A 22,697-nucleotide genomic window follows, 5' to 3' on the forward strand; every position below is an offset into this window, starting at 1 on the left:
ATTTTGCGATTAAATCAGCATCCTAAATTGCTTTTAAGACTACCTTACTACCAAAAATGTTTACTATTTATCGATAAAATGTTACAAAAAAGACCTATTTAGGTGCGTTTTAGGCAATAGAGCGACTACCGCTTAGTAAATTTTCATTTATCTGTACCTATAGATAAAGGAACATTATCGCTGTTTACGTGTAGTTAGCTCCTCTAACTTTATCCTTGGTCTTGAATAACTTGGCCTATCGAGACCTACTGAATGAACTCAAATCAGTCCGTTTTTAACGGGTCGTCCAGAAACTGGCTTGGCGTTTTCTGATAGAACGCTTTGAACGTTGTTGAGAAATGCGATGGACTTTTAAACCCTGTCAGATACGCCACGTCTGTTACCGAATTCCCCTTTTTAAGTAACTCCGCTGCCCGCCGAAGTTTATACTGCCGGATCAGATCCGTAGTCGTGAGTTGTACCAGGCTGTCCAGCTTTCGATTTAGCGTTTTGGTGGATGTTCCTAGTTGGTCCGCCAGCCAGGGTACGCTCACGGATGAATCCAGCGACTTTTCTAAGATGTCGTATAGCCGTTTCAGAAATTCATCCTCGGGCTCAAGAAATTTGTCAGCTGAATCCAGCTGTGCTAGCTGATTACGAAATTTCTCCCGGAGCAACTGCTGGCGGGTCAGCATGTTCCGCAGCCGGACTTCAAGCTCTTCCAGGTCGAAGGGTTTAGCCATGTATTCATCGGCTCCCTTATTCAGACCATCCATCACACTGGTATGGGCCGTTCGGGCCGTCAGCAGCAACACAGCAATATGAGCCGTCAAAGGGGTTGTTTTAATCCGTTCCGTCAGCTCAATACCGCTCATGTGTGGCATCATTACGTCCGAAATGACCACATCTGGCAGTTCTGCCTGGACCAGCTCCCAGCCTTCGCGTCCATTTTCAGCACTTATTACCCGGTAGTGCTCGCTCAATTCACCCACGATGAAATTGCGCAGGTCGGCACTATCTTCCACCACCAGAACAACGGGCCCCGTCTTAACACTGGCAGGCAACGGGTATTCCGCAGTTTTTAGGAGTATTTCTTTTTCTACAAGGCGGGGTGTTGTAACGACCTCTTCGGCTCCTATCGCCATTTTCAGGGGCAATCGTACATCAAACGTTGTTCCAACGCCGAGCTCGCTCGTAGGCGTGATCGTACCTCCTATTAATTGGGTTAGTTCTTTGACCAGCGCCAGTCCGATTCCGGTTCCTTCGTAGAGACGAGTCGCGGAATCGTCGACCTGGTAGAATCGATCAAAGATGTGCGGTAAATGCGTTGGTGAAATGCCAATTCCCGTGTCCGCAACGGTGATATGGGCTTCCGCAATCGCATCAGCCGTCTTTTCTATTACCAGCGTCACCGTAATCTGCCCGCCACTTTCGGTAAACTTCAGGGCATTGGATAGCAGGTTCGTCAGGATTTTCTCCCATTTATCGGCGTCGAACAGCCACTTGCTTTCCTCCTCTTCCGCAGTGTAGATCAGTTGAATCCCTTTCTGCTCAGTCGCCGAAGAAAACGTATCGACCAACAGCCCAACGTATTCCTGTACGTTGCCTTGCATCAGCGATACGCCCATCAGATTTGATTCCAGCTTCGAGATATCCAGTAATTGATTGATCAACCGGAGTAATTGCTGGGCGTTTCGTTGAATCAATCCGAGTTTCCGGTTCGCTTCGGCATCCAGTTGGTTGTCGCTCAACAACTGCTGAACCGGCGAGATAATCAGCGAGAGGGGCGTTCGAAATTCGTGGGTGATGTTTGTAAACAGCCGGGTTTTGATGCCATCCAGAATTTTAAGTTGTTCTGCCTCCTGCTGCTGCCGGATACGACGCGTCTGCGCGCGCAGAATCAGCCCGATGACTACTATTGCCGCTACCACATAGAGCGAGTAAGCCCACCAGGTACGCCACCAGGGAGGATGAATAACCAGCTGAAAATCAGCTAACTTTGGCGACCAGACCCCGTCACTGTTGGTGGCCTTGACCCGAAAAGTATAGGTGCCAGGCTTTAGGTTTGGATAATTGGCAAATCGGCGGTTACCGCTCTGTACCCAATTCTTATCGACGCCAACGAGTTGATACGCATAGTGGCTTTGTTCGGGTAGCACATACGTTAGCGCCACGAACTCAAAGGCCAGGAAATTCTCATTGTAACGCAGTTCGGTAACGCCCGCTGTCACGGGTCGGCTGTTATCCATCACTTTAAACCCGGTGATGTACACCGGAAACGGTCGTTTATCCGCCCGGATGCTATCCGCATTAAAATGAATCAACCCATTCTGCGTACCAAAATAAAGTCGGTTTTGTTGCCGGAAGACAGCATTCTCCAGGAAATCGTTACTGGGCAACCCATTGCTGATGTCGTAGTTCTGCACCCTCCCAGTATTCGGGTCGTAGCGACAGAGACCCCGGTTGGTCCCTAGCCAGAGTTGACCTTTTTTATCACTCTGGATACTCACGATTCGATTGCTGGGCAGGCCATCCCGGGTTGTTACGTACGTAAACCGGCCCGTTTTCGGATCAAATCGGTTAAGACCGCCCTGGTTTGTTCCAACCCAGAGTATACCCTGCAGATCCTCGAAGAACGTCAGTACTTCGGAGTTGTTAAGGTGTCCAGCGGTGGTGCTGGCCGGATAATACGTAAACCGACCTGCCTTCGGATCAAGTCGACAGATTCCTTTCCCGTTGACGGCTACCCAGACATGGCCGGTTCGGCTAGCCAGTAACGCGTACACAAATCGATCAGGCAGGCCCGCCGGATTGGCGGGATTATGTTTATAATACGTATATCGTTTTGTCGCCGGATCAAAGGCGGCAATTCCTCCGTCACCACCAATCCAGATCGGGCCTGCTCCGTGCTGTGACATGAGCTGCGCCCAGATCTCAGACGGGTAGAGGGTATACCGATCAGTGGTATTATCAAATTGCATAATCCCCTTCGTACTTCCCAGCCAGATTCCGTTCTCACCGTTGGGCAGGAAATTCAGTACGTAATTGAGATTATCAGCGCTCGAACGTAGCTGACCCGGCGCTACGCGTTGGACGGGCTGGGTTACCTCCTTCCGGTATATGTCGTAGACGTTGCTAATCCACAACCGCTTTTTTGCGTCGATAAACAGGTTATTAACCCTGTTTTCCAGGAGGTTCGTTTCCCCAGAGTTAGGTTTCACCTGATACGTAACGAACGGCTTGTCTGAGGTTGACTGGCGATTAATACCATTGCTGGTACCTACCCATAACGTTCCCGCCCGGTCGTGATAAACGGCCTGAGCATTGTTACTGCTTAGCCTGTTATCCGCTTCCGAATCAGCCCTGTACGTGATGACCTGCTGGCGGGCGGGGTCAAGCTGATGTAATCCTTCCGTTGTACCAACCAACAAGTCCCCCTGTTTGCCGCAATGAACGGCGTTTAAAAACACATTCAGGCCAATTTTTCCTCCAGAGTTGAACCGACGAGGCTGGGCTGTCGGATCATTAAGGTCGAATTGCAGCAATCCCTGGCCCATTGAACCTATCCAGAGCCGGTTGTTTTTGTCCAGGCAAAATGAGTTGAGCGAGGGCTGCGTGGTGGATTCCTCCCACGGCACCGGGGTGTACTGACCCGTTTGCCGATTCAGGCGAAACAGACCGTATGAGGTAGCCACCCAGAGCTGATGTTGCCGATCTTCGAGGATCATTCTAACCTGCATATCGACCCTTGGCACCGGGTACAACACAAAATGGTGTCGATCAGGCTCATAGCGGGCTAATCCGTTGTACGTACTTACCCACAGAAACCCCTCCCGGTCTTCGTACATGGCAACCTGATTATCCCAGCGATGCCCGTCCGGTGCCGGAATGGGATGGGGCGTCACCTGTCCCGTCTGCTTATTGACCTCGTGCAACCCGCCCCCCTGCGTTACAGCCCAGAGCCTGTTCTTGCGGTCTTCGTGCAGGGCAATGATTCGATTATTCAGTAAACTACGGGTCGGATTAGTTGGATCGGGCTGGAGTACCGTGAACGTATAGCCGTCGTACCGATTCAGGCCATCGTTCGTACCAAACCACATAAACCCTTCCCGATCCTGCAGGATACAGTTAACCGAGCTGTTGGATAAGCCGTCCCGTACCGAGATCCGATCAAATTGTTTGACGATGGGAGGAACAGCTGCCTGACTCAGCAAACAGCAAAGCCCGAACAGACCAACCATCAGACTACGATAGCCGTTGATTAGACCACGCTGAGCCGGCTCCGACGCATTAAACCAGATTACCCTACTCATGGTGCTAGCGGATCAACCGAAAATAGATAGTGGTAAATACGGCATCAGCCCATCGAGCTGGCAGTATTCGCGAAGGTTGATCAGAAAAAGGCTGCGTAGTTTTTTTACCAAACATACTATTGAGTTACGATGAGCAAACGCTACTTTCTTATCTGTCAACAAGATATCTTCTTCGATACTGGACCGAATCAGCAACGCTTTATTTCAACTCGAAAAATACGCACTTTTGCCTAAAAAGAATAGCTGGTTGTCACCTAATTCCCGACAAGATACCTCCACCTTAACAGACGACTTTCTTCTTCTTTTGGTCCCTAGCCCGTTACCCTTTTGATCCTGTTGTGTTACGCTCATTTTTTCAGCGCTGCTGGCTAAGCATGAGTGAGAGAACATCCCCGAAATCTGAATGAGCGTTTCATCGGTAGTAATCGCCCGTAAGGCTGCACTATAGCCGGACGTTTAGCAACCCTCCGGGACGCAGATGAGTTATCCTGTCAGTTATTGTCAACCTTATTACGTTGAGGCTTTTGCTTGGTAACCGGCAGAAGCCCTACTATTTTACGTATGCCTTTTTATCAGCAAATGCTACAGCTTCCCGCGTTCCCGCGTGGTTTTCATCTGATCACGAAACTTGTTGAACGGGAATTTACCGAAATACAGCGGATCAAAGTGGGAATATTACACGTGTTTATCCAGCATACTTCAGCCAGCCTGGCGATCAACGAAAACGCGGATTCGACTGTTCGGGGCGATTTTGAACGGTTTTTTAACAAGACTGTCCCCGAAAATGCGCCGTATTACCAGCACAACTACGAAGGTCCTGACGACATGCCGGCTCACCTCAAGGCGGCTATGCTCGGTCACTCCGTCACAATTCCCATTACCGATGGCCATTTGAATCTGGGGACCTGGCAGGGTATCTACCTGGGCGAACACCGCGACCACGGCGGCAGTCGCACGATTGTGGTGACGGCGTGGGGAGAGTGAAAAGGAAGAAAGGGAGGAGGGGGAGGACGGAGCAAAGGAAATTGAGAATGCTTTCTTATTCCTTTCCTCCATCCTCCCCTCTTCCCCTTCCTCCTTTTATCTTATCCCCTTCCAGGCTTCTTCCACGCTCGTTACCGGGAGTTGACAGGCGCGATTGTAGCAGACATAGATAGCGGTCTGTCCATTGATGGGGCCGCGTTGCTGTAACAGGGGGAGATCGCTGCGCCCGGTGGAGCCGCACAGCACTTTGTTGAGGTAAAACTCAGCGTCCAGTTGAGCGCGGTACGTATCGGCTTCAGGGCCAGCAATGGCGATTTCGACCGTTAGCCGAACGCGTAGCGCGTATTGTGAGGCCCAGTTGGTGAGATAGTCTGCGTTCTGTTGCACCAGCGGCTGCATCTGTCCCAGCATCTTGTCTGCACGTTCGGCGTAGTCCGGCCGTTCGAGTAGCAGGCTCAGGACGTAAAGGTTTTCGGCCATCATCGAGTTGGAGGCTGGGATGACATTGTCGAACAGTTCCTTCCGCCGGGCAATCAGTTCCTCGCCATTTTTATCCGTAAAGAAAAACAGGGCATCGGCCGATCCGTCGGTCCGTTCATCACTGAAGTTGGTCAGTACGTACTGCATCAACTGATCCGCTTCGGTCAGCCAGCTCTCGGTGAAGGTAGCCTGGTACAGCGCCAGCAATCCATCGATTACAGCGGCATAGTCATCAAGAAACCCCGCCTGCCGGGCTCGACCATTTTTATACGTATGCCACAGCCGTCCGTTACGACTATCGCGCATCTTTTTGAGCAGGAAAAACGCCTGACGTAACGCCAGCGTCAGAAACTCAGGCTCGTTGAAGACCCGGTAGGCCGTCGCCAGTCCTTTTAACATCAGCCCGTTCCAGGAACACAGGATCTTGTCATCCAGTCCCGGTCGGATCCGTTCGTTCCGTACGCGCAGCAAGCGGGCATGCGTAGCGTCAAGCCGCAGGTTCAACTCCTCCAGCGTCCACCCCATTCGGTCGGCAAAGGCGTCGTCGCTTTCGGTGCGGTGTAAAATATTTCGGTGTTCCCAGTTTCCAGCTTCGGTAATCGAATACAGTTGCGCGAACCAATCGAAATCGTCACCCAGAATGTCCCGCAACTCTGCCGTTTCGAATGTATAAAACTTCCCCTCTACCCCTTCACTGTCGGCATCGAGCGCCGAATAAAAGCCGCCTTCGGGGCTTAGCAACTCACGCTGGGCGAAATGAATGGTCTGATAGACGACGTGCTTATACAGTGGACTCTTCGTCAGGCTATACGCTTCGGCGTAGAGAGTCAACAACTGCCCATTGTCGTACAGCATTTTTTCAAAGTGCGGAGCCAGCCAGTCAGCATCAGTCGAATAGCGCGCAAATCCGCCACCAAGCTGGTCATAAATCCCACCCAATGCCATCCGGTCCAGCGTCAGTTTTACCTGATGTAACACCTGGTCTGACGTAATGCGGTCGGGCGTCTCGGCTTCTTCCGTCGCCCCGGACGGACGGATTACGTCGTAGTACCGGAGCAGAAACCGCCAGACGCTGGGCATCGGAAACTTGGGAGCCCGGCGCATGCCTCCTTTCTCGTCGTCGGCCTTGACCGCTATTTTCCGGTACATGGCGTCAAGCGTATTGGCGTCGACCAAGTGGTCCTGCTGCGTCAGGCCGTAGCGCTCGGCGTCGCTGAGGTTCAGCTCACGGGCAAATCCGTCGGCCGACTGGGCCAGATCGGTCCGGTGCTCGTCGAAGGCCGACCGGATGCTGGCGAGCAGGTTCATCCAGTTCTGCGGTGGCAGGTACGTAACGCCGTAGAACGGCTTGGCGTCCGGCATCAGAAAGACGTTGAGCGGCCAGCCCCCCTGCACGCCCATCGCCTGCACGGAGTCCATATAAATTGCATCCACGTCGGGGCGTTCCTCGCGGTCTACTTTGATGCAGATAAAATTCTCGTTCATCAGCCGCGCCACACGCTCCTTTTCGAACGATTCCCGCTCCATTACGTGGCACCAGTGGCAGGCTGAATAGCCAATACTGACCAGAATAGGCTTGTCTTCGTCGATGGCTCGGTTAAGCGCTTCTTCGCCCCATGGGTACCAATCGACGGGATTGTTGGCGTGTTGGAGCAGGTATGGGCTGGTTTCGTAGCTGAGTTGATTCGGCATGATTGACAGGAATTCGGGCGGTGTTTTACCGGGTGATGATCACTTGCTGGGTGTGAACACCGGTTTTGTGCCGCATGCGCAGGAAGTACGTTCCAGCGGGCAAATGCGCAATTGACAGGTCTTCGCGGTTGCTGCTGGTTAATTTTTTAACGACGACCTGACCACTTATGTTCAGCAGGTTCAGCTCGGCGGGTTCGGTAGGCGGCTGGCTCAGGGTTATGGTCAGCACCGTACTGGCAGGATTCGGAAAAATCTGCACGACGGGAGCTACGGGTTCATTCGCGGTAATGGCACTCATGTCAAACTTGCACAGGTACACCTCCCGGCCCGTCAGTTCGATATTGCGAGACCAGTTTTTATAACGAACAGTCAGCGTAGTCGCCTGCCCCTCGGCCGCGTAGGAGTTTTGAGCCGCGATCAGTATCTGGTTTCCCTTCACAATACCCCGCCAAACGGGCAATTGCTTATCCATCAGGTCACGAGCGGTGGTTTCGATTACCCGTTCATAGCTGCCCTGAAACATATCGGCGAACTGCGATAGTCGGTAAAGCCCGTGGGTAAAATGCTCGTAGGCCGCGTACACGTCAGACCGCGTGTTTTCCAGATTAGGCTCTTCCCACAGCCACAGACCCGCAGCTCCCGAGAAAACGGGAAAGATAGCGGTAGCTTCTGCCATGAATGGCTGGACAAAATTTGGGTAGAAATTACTGGTGTTGTGGTACCGGAGCCAGACGAGCGGCACAATGGGTTTGTTACTCCACGCCCGGTTCACTTCCACCTGAAACAGCAGATAGGGTAAATAATCGGACGCGAAGGGATTGGGGTAATCGTAGAAATAATACGCTGAGGGCGACAAGATATCCAGTTGCGTGTAATACGGTCCGCCGACAGCCTGCCCGGTCGAATCTTTTACCAGGTAATTGACCCGGTTTAGGTTCGTTGACCAGTCGGTCCAGGAAAAACCCGTTACGTTAATATATGTATTCAGGATGGGCGTATCGGCGTAGCTACTCACGGTCACGCCGGTCAGGTCGGCGCGTTGCCGGATATAACGCATGCCTTCGGCGTAGAGATTCCGGATGGCGTTTTTGTAGGCGACGATAAAATCGGCATCGCTCAGCTGGCGGTACTGCGCCGGTACGCTGCTTACCTGCTTGAGTTGCAGAATTCGCGAGTCGGTTTCGCGAATCCGCTCCAGATCCAGCGTTAGCCGACTGGCCGGAAAGATATATTGTCCGTCCGCGTTCTTCTGGCCGCCCGAGATTTCCAGCAGCCACTGTTCCCACTTGGCCCGGTAGGCCGTCAGGTTGTTTCCCCAGGGACTTTCCAGCGTTTCCCAGGGTTGGTTCAGTCCCGTTGCAAATCCGTAGTAAATAACGCCCCACTGCCCTTTCTGCACCAATGAGCCGTACTCATTATTTTTGACGTTGACCAGATGACTAAAACCATGTTTGAGCGGACTAGCCTGCGTATCGGTAAAGCGTGGGCCTCCGTACACAACCGGGAAAGGCAAACTAAAAGTCGGAAACTTGTCCCAGCCGATTTGGTTGACCTGCGTAACGGGCGTAAAGTTGAGTCGCTCAGCACACTGCACCTGCGCCCTACCCTCCGGTGTCAGGCCCAACGCAATACTTAGCAGACATAGCAGGAAAACGTTGAGTCGAACGTGCATAAACTTGTAATTTCGCCAAAAATACAGATTTTTGGGCGTCTGGGCCGATCGAACTCGGTCCACTCCCTCGAAAGGCCCCCGCCCCGACAGGAACGTAATACCACATTCCGCTACGTATCCGTTACGTAGTGAACGCACTAAAATCACAGCGCTATTATGAATCAGCTTCGCTTTCTGGTCTTTTCTTTTCTGATGCTCGGCTCACTTATGAGCTGCAAAGACGACAACAATACCCCTACCGCCAGTTCCCAGACTGAGTTGCTGGTGGGTAACAATTGGCGGGTCACGAACATTACTGACGCAAATGGCCAGAGCATCAGCACAAACCGGCTCAGTAGCACCAGCCAGGTCCTTTTTGGGCTTAAATTTGAGTTCCGGAACAACAATACGGTCCGGGCCTACGACCCCAACAATTCCAATGCGGTTGTTAATCAGGGAACCTGGTCATTAGCCTCTGATAACAAATCCGTGGACGTAGACGTGTCGGGCTTCAAAGGTAATTTTCCGCTTATCGAACTGAACCGGTCATCGCTGATTTTGCGGCAACAGGCTCCCGTTGATGGGACAAAAACGGACATCAATCTTGTTTTCGTGCCTTCGCTTTAACGTGGAGGCTCCGCCCCTATGGCTCTGAATGATCCCCGAACCCTCCGCGCCTGGACGTATTACGACTGGGCGAACTCGGTTCACTCCCTGGTGATTGTATCCAGTATTTTTCCCGTTTATTTTTCGGCAACGGCTCTGAACGAAACGGGCGGTCCGATGATCAATTTTCTGGGTCTGTCGATCAAGAATTCCGTGCTGTTTTCGTATACGATTTCGGCGGCTTTCCTGCTGACTGCGCTGCTCTCGCCGATCTGTACGGCCCTGGCCGACTACAGTGGCCGCAAGAAAGCGTTCATGAAGCTGTTCTGCTACACGGGTGCCATCAGCTGTAGCCTGCTCTTCTTCTTTACCCGGGAAACAACCACGTTCGCCGTAATTTGCTTCGGCTTGAGTCTGGTTGGCTGGGGAGGCAGCATCGTCTTTTACAACTCCTACCTACCCGATATTGCGACCGAAGATCAGTTTGACCGGGTGAGTGCGCGGGGCTTTTCGATGGGTTATGTCGGGAGCGTACTGCTGATGATTCTTAACCTGCTGGTCATCCTGAAACGCGACTGGTTCGGCAATATCTCCGAAGGGCTGGCGTCCCGGCTGGCGTTTCTAACGGTGGGCCTATGGTGGATCGGCTTCGCGCAAATTCCCTTCAACCGCCTTCCCGACGGGACGCCCAAACCCCTTAAAGCCGGCAATTACCTGCTCAACGGCTTTCGGGAATTACGTTCCGTCTTCGGCCGGGTGCGGCAACAGGCCCTGACAGGGCGCTTCTTGCTGGCTTTTTTTGTGTACAACATGGGGGTCCAGACAGTCCTGTACGTCGCAACGCTCTTTGGTAGCGATGAGCTAAAGATGAACGGGCAAAATCTCATCATTCTCATTCTTCTGCTGCAACTTGTTGCTATCCCGGGGGCCTACGGCTTTGCCCGACTGTCAGACCGGATTGGAAATACATATACGCTCATGGTGATCATTTTCATCTGGGTGGGTGTCTGCGCGGGAGCTTATGGGGTGCAGACCCAGGGGCAGTTTTTTGGGTTGGCAGCCGTTGTGGGACTAGTGATGGGCGGAGTGCAGTCGCTATCGCGCTCAACCTACGCTAAGCTGGTTCCAGCCACGACCGAAACAGCTTCGTATTTCAGTTTCTACGACGTAACCGAAAAGTTATCCATCGTCCTGGGCACGTTGCTATACGGTCTAATCGAACAGCTAACCGGCAGCATGCGAAACAGCATACTGGTCTTGTTGGGTCTGTTCGTTGTCGGTTTTCTGCTGCTTTGGCGCATCCCCTCGCAAAAAATTTATCACACTCGTTTGGAAACCGACGAAGTTTTGTAAGTTTGCAACCCCGAACGGCACAAAGGTCGTCGGTTGTCACAGGATGTTAGCTCAGTTGGTTCAGAGCGCTGCCTTGACAGGGCAGAGGTCAGCGGTTCGAGCCCGCTACGTCCTACTCAGTTTATAGGCTGGCTACAAACGTAGCCGGCCTTTCTTTTTGTCTGCCCCCTCCTATACCATCCCCCTAAACAATACCAATTGGTTTGAGTTATCTGGTAGACATTTACTTATCAACGTTATAACGACACAACTCCAATGAAAAAGATCGTTTTCCTAGCCATGTTAGTAGCCGGTGGCTTAAGCCTGCAATCGTGCGGTAGTGAGAAGAAAGACAGCACCGAGAAAGCTGAAGAGCTGAATGAGAAGAAAGAAGACGCCAACACCGCCATGGTGGATGACGATGATTCCGAATTTGCCGTGAAAGCCGCCAGCGGTGGTCTGTTTGAGGTACAAGCCGGTAAACTGGCGCAGGAAAAAGGCGCGAGTCAGGCCGTCAAGGACTTTGGCGCGATGATGGAGAAAGACCACTCAAAGGCAAATGAAGAGTTGAAATCAATCGCCGAGCTGAAAAACATCGCCATCCCAAGTTCGGTTGGTGAAGACATGCAAAAACACCTGGACGAACTGTCGAAGGTGTCGGGTCCAGAATTCGATAAGAAGTACGTTGACATGATGGTGAACGACCACGAGGACGACGTAAAAGCATTTACGAAGGAGTCGGAGGAAGGCAAAGACGCCGAGCTGAAAGCTTTCGCGGCCAAAACAGCCACCGTCGTAAAAGGTCACCTTGAAAAAATTACGACCATTCAGAAAAACATGAAATAGGCACTTAGCCTTTGTGGGTAACAAAAAGGGCATCGGCATTCGTCGATGTCCTTTTTGTTATCCGCCTGTGCGCTGTTCTCGTTGATGATCATTTACCAATCAGGCCTTGACAGTAAAAATGGCTTCTTTCGCCAGACTGTTCACTAGGCCATACGGTATAAAAAATGGCACTGGTACTATCACTGACGGCCTTTTTTCTTTACTTACCCTGCCAAATTACTCGTTGCCCATGCGTCAGTTCGCCTACTTGCTCACCGTTTTGCTTTTTTCGACACGTCTGGTCAGTTACGGGCAGGGTAAATTGTCAGTGGCTATTACGGCTGCGCCAACCTACACAAACACTACTTATTTTAACCGCTCTTTTTATCCGGAAAGTGACGGCCAGTTAGTTGAGCCTATTCAGATCAATGGTGTTCGGGGAACGGCGGGTTTTTTGGCGGGCGTTACGGTTCATTACAATTGGGTGCCCGCCTGGTCGGTCAGTAGCGGGATCTGGTACGATCAGCACACCCCTCGCCAGCAACGCATACCCATGGCTGGCGAGGGGATGAACAATATGCGACAACGTGCCATCCGAATTCCGCTGTTGCTCAATTTCCGATCGTCAGATAAGCGGTTGTCCCCCTATTTCTCGTTTGGCTGGTTGGTCGATTTACCGCTCACGGCCCGCGTGCTGGTCGATCGGCCCGATCAAGGTACCCAGCGACTGCGGCTCTTGACCGACAAGGGACCGGTGTTTCACGTAGTGGCAGGCGCTGGCGTTCACTACAAACTGACGCCCCGGTACGGCCTCATCGTCCAGCCAACGGCCAGCTATAATCTGGGTAGCTTTGGGGGATATGCATCCCACAATGATTCCTACGCGCTCGGTCTGCAAACGCAGCTTGTTTATTCCTTCTAATGCCCAATCAGGAGTATCCTGACACGACCCTGTAAATAAGTTAACGTATTCTGGTCTCACCAATTCATGGCGCCATACGTTATATTCGGCAAAATATAACGAACCATTCCTGCTCAGTAGTTTTCAGGTCTTTATGCTCAATTCTACCCTTCTTTTCTTAAGTTTAGCTGCCACTTCTGCCGATACAATTCCTAAACAGGACACGGTCCGTTCCCGGGAGCTGGCCGAAGTCGTTGTGTCGGCGTCACGGGTACCCGAATCCATTTTACGTTCCCCGGTTAGTATCGAAGTGCTGGACGCCCGGCGCATCCGGTTGTCCGCTCAACCCTCGTATTTCGATGCCATTGAGAATCTGAAAGGCATCCAGGTGCTCACGTCCAGCCTCGGCTTCAAAGTTTACAACACCCGTGGCTTTGCCAATACCACTAACGTACGGTTTGTGCAATTGGTCGATGGTCGGGATAACCAGGCACCCCACATCGGGGCTCCCATTGCCAGTGCACTGGCTCCGTCCGACCTGGATATTCAGCGCGTCGAAGTCGTACCTGGGGTGGCTTCAGCGCTGTACGGCATGAACGCGTTGAACGGTCTCGTTAATATTATCACCCGCAATCCCTTTGATTCACCGGGTCTGAGCATTGGCCAAAAGACGGGCGTGAACCACGTTAATAATCCGGCGGTTTCGGCGCAGCTTTACTCGGAAACGAGTCTGCGGTATGCCCAGCGGCTCGGCCAGCGCTTTGCGTTCAAGGCCAACCTGGTTTACCAGCGCGGGTACGACTGGGTGGCGGCCAATTCAACAGACCTCAACCCGAACGGAAATGCGTCGCTGCGTTTGTTCGGCGCTGATAATCCGGCCCAGGACCCCGTCAACAGTTACGGGAACGAAGCCGCTAACCGACGCACCCTGACTCTAGGCGGTCGGCGGTACAGCATCGCCCGCACCGGTTACTACGAAGCCGAGGCTACTGACTACCGGCTGCTTAACCTGCGAGGCGATCTGTCGCTGCATTACCGCTTTACGCCCACGACCGAATTAATCTATACGTATCATGGGGCTACTCTGAACAATGTTTACCAACGTACCAACCGATTCCGGCTTCAAAATTACGTCCTGGAGCAGCACAGCCTGACCTTCACCTCCCCTTCGGTGCAGATTCGGGCGTATCGTTCGCGGGAGAACACGGGCAACTCCTACAATATCCGGTCAATGGCCGAGAACATCGACAAATCGTTCAAGTCGGATAATCAGTGGTTTGCGGACTTCACCAGCCAATTCAATACCAGCACAAGGGCTGATGTACCAGTTACAACGGCGCTACGGGATGCGCGGTCCTTTGCCGACCGGGGCAGGCCCGTTCCCGGCAGTGAGTCATTCAATACGTTGGTGAATAACTTGCGTTCGGTGAATAACTGGGACATTGGGGCCGCGTTGCAGGTAAAGTCCTGGTTGTATCACGCCGAAGGCCAGTGGGAACCTACTAAGGGGCTGCTGAAGAATTTCCGGCAACAGACGGGCATCGATTTACTCGCAGGTTTCGACTTCCGGCGGTACGTAGTCTTTCCCGATGGCAACTATTTCATCAATCCTACTGAGCCGGGGCGGAATCTGGTCTACGGGAAGGAGGGCGGCTTTATACAGGCCAGCCGGAATTTTCTGGCGGACCGGTTAAAGCTAACGGGGTCGCTCCGGCTCGACAAGAACACGTATTTTGATCCCCGGTTGAATCCTCGCCTGGCGTTGGTCTACTCGCCGACTCAACTTCATAACGTCCGGCTGTCGTACCAGAATGGCTACCGCTTCCCGTCTCTGTTCGAAGCCTTTTCCAACGTAAACTCCGGCGGGGTGAAACGAGTGGGTGGTCTACCCATTATGTCGCAGGGCATTTTTGAACGGGCGTATCTGCGCACGTCCATCGATGCGTTTCAGGCAGCCATCAATACCGACGTAAACACCAATGGCCTGACGACAAATCAGGCCATTCAGAAAAACAAGGGGCTACTGAAAGCTAGTCCGTATACCTATATCAAGCCCGAGCAGGTAAACAGCGTCGAGATTGGCTACAAGGGACTTTGGTTTCGGCAGCGACTGTATGTCGACGTTGATGCCTACTATTCGACATACCGGAATTTTATGGCGCAGGTCAACGCCAATGTACCACGGGGCAGCAATCCCGACTCACTGGCGTATTACTTTGCCAGCTCGACGACACAGGATCGCTACCGGCTCTGGACTAACTCGCAAACGCGGGTGTACAACTACGGGGCCAGTGCCGCGCTACGCTATAGCCTGACAACCAACTGGTCCTTGGGTGGCAATGCTTCGTTTGCCCGGCTTGACCGCGCTGAAAACGGTGATGAACTAGAGAGCGCCTTCAACACGCCCAAGTGGATTACCAACCTGACGCTCACGAACGGCAACATCTGGAGCGGTATTGGCTTTTCGATCAACTACAAATACCAGAGTGCCTTTCTGTGGCAGTCGGAACTGGCAACGGGCATGGTACCCGCCATCAATACCGTCGATGCTCAACTGAGCTATCAGCTCCGAAAAGCGGGCGTACTAGTTAAAATAGGCGGCACGAACCTGCTGAATCATTCGTACTACACATTCATCGGCGGACCAGCCGTGGGCGGTTTCTATTACACTAATCTGGTTTGGGAGCTGGCCAAGTGATATTCTTTATCCCCCCACTGACAAGAGAAATCTTAGTGCTTTATGTTCGTCAGGTTTAAGATTCCTCCTGTCAGTGGGGAGATAAGAGTTATTAATTCTTACCAGGGACTAATTCCTGTAGCTGGGGCGTTGTCGTCGCTGAAGAATTGGCTGGTTGGCCCATCTGCCCCGAGCGTAGCGGCTTTGACCACACGGGCAGCGGCATCTTCGACGGTTCCGGGACCAGAATGGTGGTTGAAATCGGTGGCCGTGTAGCCGGGGTCGACGGCGTTTACCTTAAAAGGGGTATCACGCAGTTCGTACGCCAGCATGATGGTGTAGGCGTTAAGGGCAGCCTTGGAAGGGCCGTAAGCCGCTCCTTTAACGTGGTAATATTTCCAGGTCGGATCGGTATGCAGCGTCAGTGATCCTAACCCCGACGTTACGTTAACGATCCTCGGTTCAGGCGATTGCCGCAGTAGATCGATGAACGCCTGCGTTGTTTCAATCACACCGAAAACGTTCGTTTCGAACACCTGCTTGATCGTACCGATGTCCGTACTGAGCGCTGGTTGCGACATACCGCCACTAATCCCGGCATTGTTGATGAGGACGTCAAGTGCGGGGGTTTTCTGACCGAGCGTTTCGCGGGCGGCTTTAATGGAATCGGTGGTATCGACATCAATCACGATCGGTTCGACGTTGGTTAGCCCTTCGGCCTTTAGTTGATCAACGGCTTGCTGGCCTTTATACTCGTCGCGGCTACCCAGATACACGTAATACCCTTTTTGCAATAATTGCCGGGCGGCTTCGAAGCCAATGCTTTTGTTTGCTCCTGTTATCAGTGCTGTTTTCATAATCGAATTGTTAACAGGACAAAGCTACCGCGCTCCCTGCGCCCGGCAGGAACATATTCTTCGGTATTACTGGTACATTTCGCGGATACTAAGTCGGTACTCGGCCGGAGTAAGCCCGGTTTCGCGCTTAAAGAAGCGGTTGAAGTACGAAGCCTCCGAAAAACCAAGGTCAAAGGCGATTTCCTTGAGCGAATCCTGGCTATGAAACAGCAGACGCCGAGCTTCCAGCACCAGGCGGTCATGGATGTGGGCAATAGCGGGTTTGCCACTCTGAGCTTTTACTACTTCACTCAAGTGCCCGGCGGATATATTCAGCATGGAGGCATACTCACTCACTTCGTGCTGCGCGCGGAAGAATTCATCAATTTTAGCCTGGTACTTCTTCAGCAATAGTTTATCGGGGGACGCTTCGTTGTTCCTGTATTGATCGGTATACAACCGGCTCAGGTACGTGAGCAACACCGTCAAGTAAGCTGCCAGCATCCGCTGTTGCCACTGGCCCGGGAGCCGGTATTCGGTGTACAGTCTGTCCAGTATATCCTCCACAAAGGCAACATCCGCTTCCGTTAGTAGTAGTTCGTGACCGTTTTGCGGATTTAGAATCAGCGGCAGATTGATCAATGCCGTATTCTCCTGTAACGCCAGAAACTCACTCGTAAACGCAAGGCTGGTACCCCACATTGGCTTCGCTTCTTCTTTCACCTGTATCTGACTTGGCACAGTAAAGTACACCGTATTCTCCTTTATTTCGTAGGGCGTCATATCCACCCAGTGGCGACTGTTGCCGCGTTTGACAAACACTAGCAGATAGTACGCTTTCCGATGAGGTACGAGAATATCCGACTGGTATTCGATCGTTCCTTCGGCCCGAGCCATGCGGAACAGTTTGTTGCCGTACAAATCATCCTGGTTCGAGGTGTATACGGGCAAGTTCTGTTCGATAGTAAGTACGTTCATTGCTTAAAACTACGCGTTTTTCGCACCGTACCAACCCAATCCCTACTAACGCGATGATTATCAGCAGCCGGTATTCTATCACCCAAACTATTTACCAGGCCGGGTCCGTGAAACAGGTGATTCGCGGACGCCGGCCTGATCAACGTTACGCCGGATCGCTGGCCGCATACCCACGGGCAACGACGCCCTCGGCCCGTTGTCGATAAAAATCGGGAACGTCAACCGGGGCGGTCGTGGCCAGCCCGTCGACGTAGCGGTTGAACATACAGAAAGCGGCCGCAATCAGAACGGTGTCGTGAATATCCCGATCCGTAGCGCCTTCCGCGCGGGCGGCCTCCACCTGATCCGCTGTCACCTGCTTACCGCCCCGCTGCACACTACCGGCAATCGTGAGCAGCGCTTTCAGTTTGTCGGAAATAGCCGCCTGCTGGTAATCGCCTTTAACCGACGCCACCAGCGACCAGTCTTCGTCGCCCAGATATTGGCTGGCGACGGCACCGTGAATCGTCTGACAGAAGTAGCAATCATTCTGCGACGATACGTAAGTAGCAATCAGCTCTCGTTCGCCTTCGGTCAGCGTCGAGTCGGGGTGGTGCGCATTGGCCCGTAGTAATACGTTAGCCAGATCATTCATCGGGCGCGCCGTTTCGGGGCTGAACAGCATTGGCCCCCGAATACCGGGGATGCCAGGAAGCAATGGAATATGCGGCATAGGTAAGTTTTGTTTATGATTGACTGAATTAAGCAGGTTTGGGCAGCACGTAACCGAAGGTTCCCATTCGTTCGCCCATGGCGTCGTAAGCGGAGGGGTCCGTCGGAGTCAGCGTAGCGAGGCCATCAACGTACCGATTGAATAGGCAGAACGACGCGGCAATCAGCACCGTGTCGTGAATATCACCGTCGGTAGCGCCTGCAAGTCGGGCCACTTCAACCAACGGCTCAGATACCGTTCGGGCGTCGGCGGCAACATGTCGGGCAATAACCAGCAGGGCTTTCAGCTTATCCGAAATGGCGGCCGTATCTGGATCATCCAATACGTCATCCACTCGATCGCGTTCATCGCCGTAGAGGTAGCGGGCTGCGGCTGCGTGGCTATTCCGGCAAAACTGAGTACGATTCTGGCTGGATACGTAGGCGGCAATCAGTTCGCGGTCGGCATCCGTCAACGTACTATCGGGCGAACCCGCCCGGAGCAGAGCCTGTGCCAATTCGTACAGCGGTTTACCGGTATCGGGACGGTAAATGACCAGGCTCCGAATACCTGGCGCGTCGTTATTAAGTTGAATATGAGGCATAGTCTTTTGTTTTTTAAAGGTTTTCGTTGGGTTGGCGGCTGCGGATACGTAAGAATACCAGCCCGAAGGCCAGTCCAAAGGCTACCGAAAAGACGAGCAGCGCATTACTCAGACCGCCCAGCAGCGAGACAAGTGAGCCGACGAAAAACACGGCCGTTGCGGTAAAAAATCGCCCTACGTTAAAGCTGATGCCGGATGCAGCCGCCCGGATACGAACCGGAAACAAAGCCGGAATGATGCTGGACAGCGCCCCCTGACTAATGCCGAAAAACAAAGCCAGCAGGGCCGTTTCTCCGTAAATGACTGGCGAAAACTGCTGATTGGTCAGAAACAACAGGGCGCAGCCACCCGCGCAACCGGCGAACGTAAGAAGTAGTGTCCGGCGCGTTCCCAGTCGGTTGAGCAACATCCCGGAGAGCATCCCGCCGAGAATACCACCCATGCCCAGTAGCATCATCGTAATACCCCGCTCCTGCCCCCCGTTCTGGCCCACGGGCAGCAACGACTGCACCCAGGTTGGAATCCAGGAGAAAGTGCCCCACAGGCCAATCAGTACGGCGCCGAACACCAGCACGCCCGTCGTCAGGTTTGCTTTGTCGCGTGGGGTCCAGCCCCCATCCGGAGAGGCTGTCTGCCGGCTTTGCACCCAGTTGGTCGACTCGGGGAGTCCCGCCACCATAGCTACGGCTACCGTCAGGGGAATCAATCCCACCCAGAACGCCTGCCGCCAGGGAAGCTGGCCAATGTTCAAACCACCCGTCGCCACAATACCCACCGGAAACATGACCGCCAGAATACCCAGGACCACTGCCCGTTGTTGCGACGGCCAGATTTCGGACAAATAAACCGTTGTCAGCAGCAGAACGCCCCCCACGCCTATGCCCGTCACGAACCGAAGCCCGAGCAACGCGGGCCAGCTGGGTACGAAAACCGTCAGTACCATCCCTAACCCGTACAGTCCCGTCACGAACGCTATTGTCCTGGCCCGACCTAGGCGATCACTGACAAAACCAAACAGTAATCCGCCTGTCATCCAGCCGTACAGAAAAGCTGCACTGATAGCCGCGCTAACCTGGTCGACACTGGTCGACGACGGGTTCCGGGTGAGTAACTCCGGCACCGCAACCGGCAGACAGGTAGCCATCAGGGTGGAAGCCGTGCCGCCCAGCAGATACGACAAGGCACACAGCCCGAGAGCCAGCCAGTTAGTCGCCACTCGGGTTTCGTTCTTAATCATCATTGTTTCCATTGGCCAAGAGAAAGGAGGCTCCAGTTGGCGAAGAAGTCCCGCTGGAGCCCAGTTTATGAAGTTTATCGGGTTAAACCGGCATCAAACACCAGCGATAGGTAATACAAGCCCCCCACGGCCGGCGAGCCGTAAGACTGGACTACGTACTGATTCGTCAGGTTCGACGCCCCCAGTTTGAGGATTGTTTTTGTGGCCGGCATCCGGTAGCTAACCTGTGCATCGAGCAGGTGATACGCCGGAACCCGGCCCGGAATCAGCGCGTTGAAGGAGCCTACCCAGTCGAAGCTCTCCTGCCAGTGCCAGGCAACGTTGAACCCGACGTTAGGCAGGACGTTCTGGTGGCCCAGTGTTACGTTACTTTTCAGACGAGGGGTGTTGAAGGCGGCTATGTTGTTGGGATCGGCATTACGAATATTGAATGCCGACCAGGTTCCGTTCGCGCCGATCTGGTAGCCACTGGTCGTCCGGTAAGTCAGGCCAAGGGTGGCTCCCTGCGCCGATACCCGGTCCGGCGAGTTGGTGTACAGCTGGAACGCCTGCACCCGGCCACTGAGGATGTCCTGAGCCGCTGCGGGATTGGGTTTACCATCGGCTCCCAGTACAGCGCTGTTGGGACGTAACACTACCGTATTCAGGATGAAATTGTCGTATACACCGTAATAACAATTTGCATCGACCGACAGGTTACCCGTTAGCAGCCCCCGGTAGCCCACCTCGACGCTGTTAACCCGTTCGGGTGCGATGTAGGCTACATTCGACTTCTGTAGCTTGTCTTTGTTATTCAGAACGGCCTGCTGTGGCCCCACTTTGTTCACGTCAGCGCCGAAGCCCGCGCCGAACTGGGTGACGCTCGCTGCGGTGAACGAATTTTCGTAGACATTCATGCCCGCGCTATTGCTGGGAGCCCCGCCCAGAATAGTGATCGGGCCGACATTGAGTTTGATAAACTGGTCGGAAGGGGTTGGATTACGAAAACCCGTCTGGTAGCTCGCCCGGAAGTGGTGCCGATCCGTAACCGAGTACACCGCCGACGCGCGGGGCGTAAAATAGCCCGCGAAGTTCTGATTCTTGTCGTACCGACCCGAAACGGTCAGCTTCAGGTGCTCCGCCAGCAGGGTCTTACTGACCTGCACAAACGCGCCGTATTCGTGATAGCGGATGCGGCCGCCCTTATCATCGAACAGGGTTCCGTTGGTGAACAGGCTGTACTGCCGAAAATTACCGCCCACCAGTACCTCCGCTACGTTGTTTAATGCCGATGTCAGGTTGTACTGCCCGTCGGCATGCCACATGCTGGTCTGGCTCAGAATGCCCGCACCGGATAGTCCCTGAGTGGCAGTCAACCGTTTTTTCTGCGCGTCGAACTCCGCCGTTCCCGGCAACAACCGACCCTGATCGGCGAATGCACGGGCCGCAGTTGGATCGTTACCGCTCACCGACGCCACCGAACCGCCAAACGCTGCGGCATAGCGAGCAAACCACGTATCGTCGGCCTTGTCGGGCGATACTACGTTTCCGTTCAGATCGCGTACCCAGGTCCGGTTGATTTGCTGACCCAGCGCGCGGGTATTGTACGAATCGTGAGAATCTTCAGCGTTGCTGTACCAGCGCACAAAAAACTGATCGCCTTTCAACTCCAGTCGGTGCTGCATCAGCGAGAATCCATTGACCGAGAAACGATTGGAACCCGTGTAGTTCGCAGTCCCTTTGGCAAAATTAGCCGCGTAAATGGCCTCCAGTTTCGGCGTAATGCGGTAATGCAGGGCACCGTTCAGCTTCAGACTATACACATTATAGTCCGTCAGATCCCGTTCCAGGTACCCCGTCCGCGACACCTGCCCGGCCCCGGTCAGTGTTCTGACGACCTCATCGCCGTAGACGTTCAGGCCATTGTACGCCGGATTCCGGACACCACGCTGCTCGACGGGTGTAGTCTGATTGACGTCAGAATAATCCGTGGCGAACCAGTCCAGCCCTTGCATGTAAGCCGCGTTCAGCTTCACGGCCAGCTTGTTACCAAACGCTTTGGCATAGCGGATGGCATGGTCATTGTACAAAGCAGGGCCGGTCGGTCCGGCGTTCCGGTTGGGGTCGCCCACATGATTGACACCTACTTTTGCCTGCACACTGAGTCCTTGGTATTTGAACGGATCTTTACTCGTCATCAGCAAGGCTCCGTTGAAAGCCGCCGGACCGTACAGAGCCGAAGCTGCCCCCGGCACGAGTTCGACGCTTTCGGCGTCCAGATCACTCAGTCCGAACATATTCCCGACGGAAAATCCGAATCCCGCCGGCTGATTATCAACCCCATCGATCAGTTGCAGAAAGCGGCTGTTACCGGTGCTGGCGAAACCGCGGGTGTTAATTTGCCGGTACGTCAAACCGCTCGTCACCATATCGACGCCCTTCAGGTTATTGATTCCTTCGTAGAACGTTGGCGATGGCGTGTCCCGAATAGTCCGGGCGTCCATCTTTTCAATCGTTACTGGCGCCCGTACGAGCTTTTCTTCAACCCGCGATGCTCCCACGACAACTTCGTCCAACGCTGTAGCGCCTTGCTTCAATGGAATGGTCAGAAACGTATCGCCAGGTTTGGCCTGGATCGTCTGCGGGTCGTACCCGACCATCGAAACGACCAGCGTATGCGTAGTAGTATTGCGGACGGCGATGGTGAACAGTCCCGTTGCGTCGGTAACAGCGCCCGTCCGTTGTCCTTTGACGGTAACGGTTGCTCCCACCAGCGGAGCCTTACTGACGGGGTCGATCAACGTCCCCCGGATAGTAGTGGATTGGGCCAGCGCTGCCGTTGCCAGCAAACAAAGCAGGCCCAGAAGCCACGCAGCGCGCGCGGCAATAGTAGAGTATTTCATGAAGATTTTTGAGATTATTTGGTCAGTAC

At 53.6% G+C, this 22,697-nt stretch carries 15 protein-coding genes and 1 tRNA gene; 7 read left to right on the forward strand and 9 right to left on the reverse strand.

Annotated features, from left to right (window positions below; genetic code table 11):
• Nucleotides 1-263: 263 nt before the first annotated feature.
• Entirely contained in the window at nt 264-4,292 is a 4,029-nt protein-coding gene (locus tag ACYVAD_RS12295) for a hybrid sensor histidine kinase/response regulator transcription factor (RefSeq protein WP_461139792.1), read from the reverse strand.
• A 561-nt stretch (nt 4,293-4,853) separates the two neighbouring features.
• Between ACYVAD_RS12295 and ACYVAD_RS12300 the strand changes: the two genes are divergently transcribed.
• Entirely contained in the window at nt 4,854-5,276 is a 423-nt protein-coding gene (locus tag ACYVAD_RS12300; RefSeq protein WP_461139793.1) for a secondary thiamine-phosphate synthase enzyme YjbQ, read from the forward strand.
• Between the two features lie 96 nt (nt 5,277-5,372).
• Here ACYVAD_RS12300 and ACYVAD_RS12305 read toward each other — a convergent pair whose 3' ends face one another.
• Together ACYVAD_RS12305 and ACYVAD_RS12310 are read right to left on the reverse strand one after the other, a co-directional pair.
• Nucleotides 5,373-7,448, reverse strand: a complete 2,076-nt coding sequence (locus ACYVAD_RS12305) for a thioredoxin domain-containing protein (protein ID WP_461139794.1) — start codon at nt 7,446-7,448, stop codon at nt 5,373-5,375.
• A 25-nt stretch (nt 7,449-7,473) separates the two neighbouring features.
• Nucleotides 7,474-9,267: a T9SS type A sorting domain-containing protein gene (locus ACYVAD_RS12310; protein ID WP_461139795.1), complete on the reverse strand. Its 1,794-nt coding sequence runs from the start codon at nt 9,265-9,267 to the stop codon at nt 7,474-7,476.
• A gap of 9 nt (nt 9,268-9,276) precedes the next feature.
• Here ACYVAD_RS12310 and ACYVAD_RS12315 point away from each other — a divergent pair, with 9 nt between their 5' ends.
• From ACYVAD_RS12315 to ACYVAD_RS12340, 6 genes are all read left to right on the forward strand, one after another.
• On the forward strand, nt 9,277-9,726 hold the full coding sequence (locus tag ACYVAD_RS12315; RefSeq protein WP_461139796.1) for a hypothetical protein: 450 nt from the start codon (nt 9,277-9,279) through the stop codon (nt 9,724-9,726).
• Between the two features lie 18 nt (nt 9,727-9,744).
• Nucleotides 9,745-11,058: an MFS transporter gene (locus tag ACYVAD_RS12320; protein WP_461139797.1), complete on the forward strand. Its 1,314-nt coding sequence runs from the start codon at nt 9,745-9,747 to the stop codon at nt 11,056-11,058.
• 40 nt (nt 11,059-11,098) lie between these two features.
• Nucleotides 11,099-11,173: transfer RNA gene (locus tag ACYVAD_RS12325), tRNA-Val, on the forward strand.
• A 140-nt stretch (nt 11,174-11,313) separates the two neighbouring features.
• Entirely contained in the window at nt 11,314-11,883 is a 570-nt protein-coding gene (locus tag ACYVAD_RS12330) for a DUF4142 domain-containing protein (protein WP_461139798.1), read from the forward strand.
• Nucleotides 11,884-12,112: 229 nt separating this feature from the next.
• A complete protein-coding gene (locus ACYVAD_RS12335) occupies nt 12,113-12,784 on the forward strand; it encodes a PorT family protein (protein ID WP_461139799.1) in 672 nt (223 codons plus the stop codon).
• A 133-nt stretch (nt 12,785-12,917) separates the two neighbouring features.
• Entirely contained in the window at nt 12,918-15,461 is a 2,544-nt protein-coding gene (locus ACYVAD_RS12340) for a TonB-dependent receptor (protein WP_461139800.1), read from the forward strand.
• A 98-nt stretch (nt 15,462-15,559) separates the two neighbouring features.
• Here ACYVAD_RS12340 and ACYVAD_RS12345 read toward each other — a convergent pair whose 3' ends face one another.
• The 6 genes from ACYVAD_RS12345 to ACYVAD_RS12370 form a co-directional block, all read right to left on the reverse strand.
• Complete coding sequence (locus ACYVAD_RS12345; RefSeq protein ID WP_461139801.1) at nt 15,560-16,297, reverse strand: SDR family oxidoreductase; 738 nt, start codon at nt 16,295-16,297, stop codon at nt 15,560-15,562.
• A gap of 66 nt (nt 16,298-16,363) precedes the next feature.
• On the reverse strand, nt 16,364-17,254 hold the full coding sequence (locus tag ACYVAD_RS12350; protein ID WP_461139802.1) for an AraC family transcriptional regulator: 891 nt from the start codon (nt 17,252-17,254) through the stop codon (nt 16,364-16,366).
• A 145-nt stretch (nt 17,255-17,399) separates the two neighbouring features.
• On the reverse strand, nt 17,400-17,966 hold the full coding sequence (locus tag ACYVAD_RS12355; RefSeq protein ID WP_461139803.1) for a carboxymuconolactone decarboxylase family protein: 567 nt from the start codon (nt 17,964-17,966) through the stop codon (nt 17,400-17,402).
• 28 nt (nt 17,967-17,994) lie between these two features.
• A complete protein-coding gene (locus ACYVAD_RS12360; protein WP_461139804.1) occupies nt 17,995-18,549 on the reverse strand; it encodes a carboxymuconolactone decarboxylase family protein in 555 nt (184 codons plus the stop codon).
• A 13-nt stretch (nt 18,550-18,562) separates the two neighbouring features.
• A complete protein-coding gene (locus ACYVAD_RS12365) occupies nt 18,563-19,798 on the reverse strand; it encodes an MFS transporter (RefSeq protein WP_461139805.1) in 1,236 nt (411 codons plus the stop codon).
• 62 nt (nt 19,799-19,860) lie between these two features.
• Nucleotides 19,861-22,668 (reverse strand): TonB-dependent receptor, encoded by a 2,808-nt coding sequence (locus ACYVAD_RS12370; RefSeq protein ID WP_461139806.1) that lies wholly within the window; start codon nt 22,666-22,668, stop codon nt 19,861-19,863.
• Between the last annotated feature and the right edge of the window lie 29 nt (nt 22,669-22,697).

The sequence above is a fragment of the Spirosoma pomorum genome, from assembly GCF_054776615.1.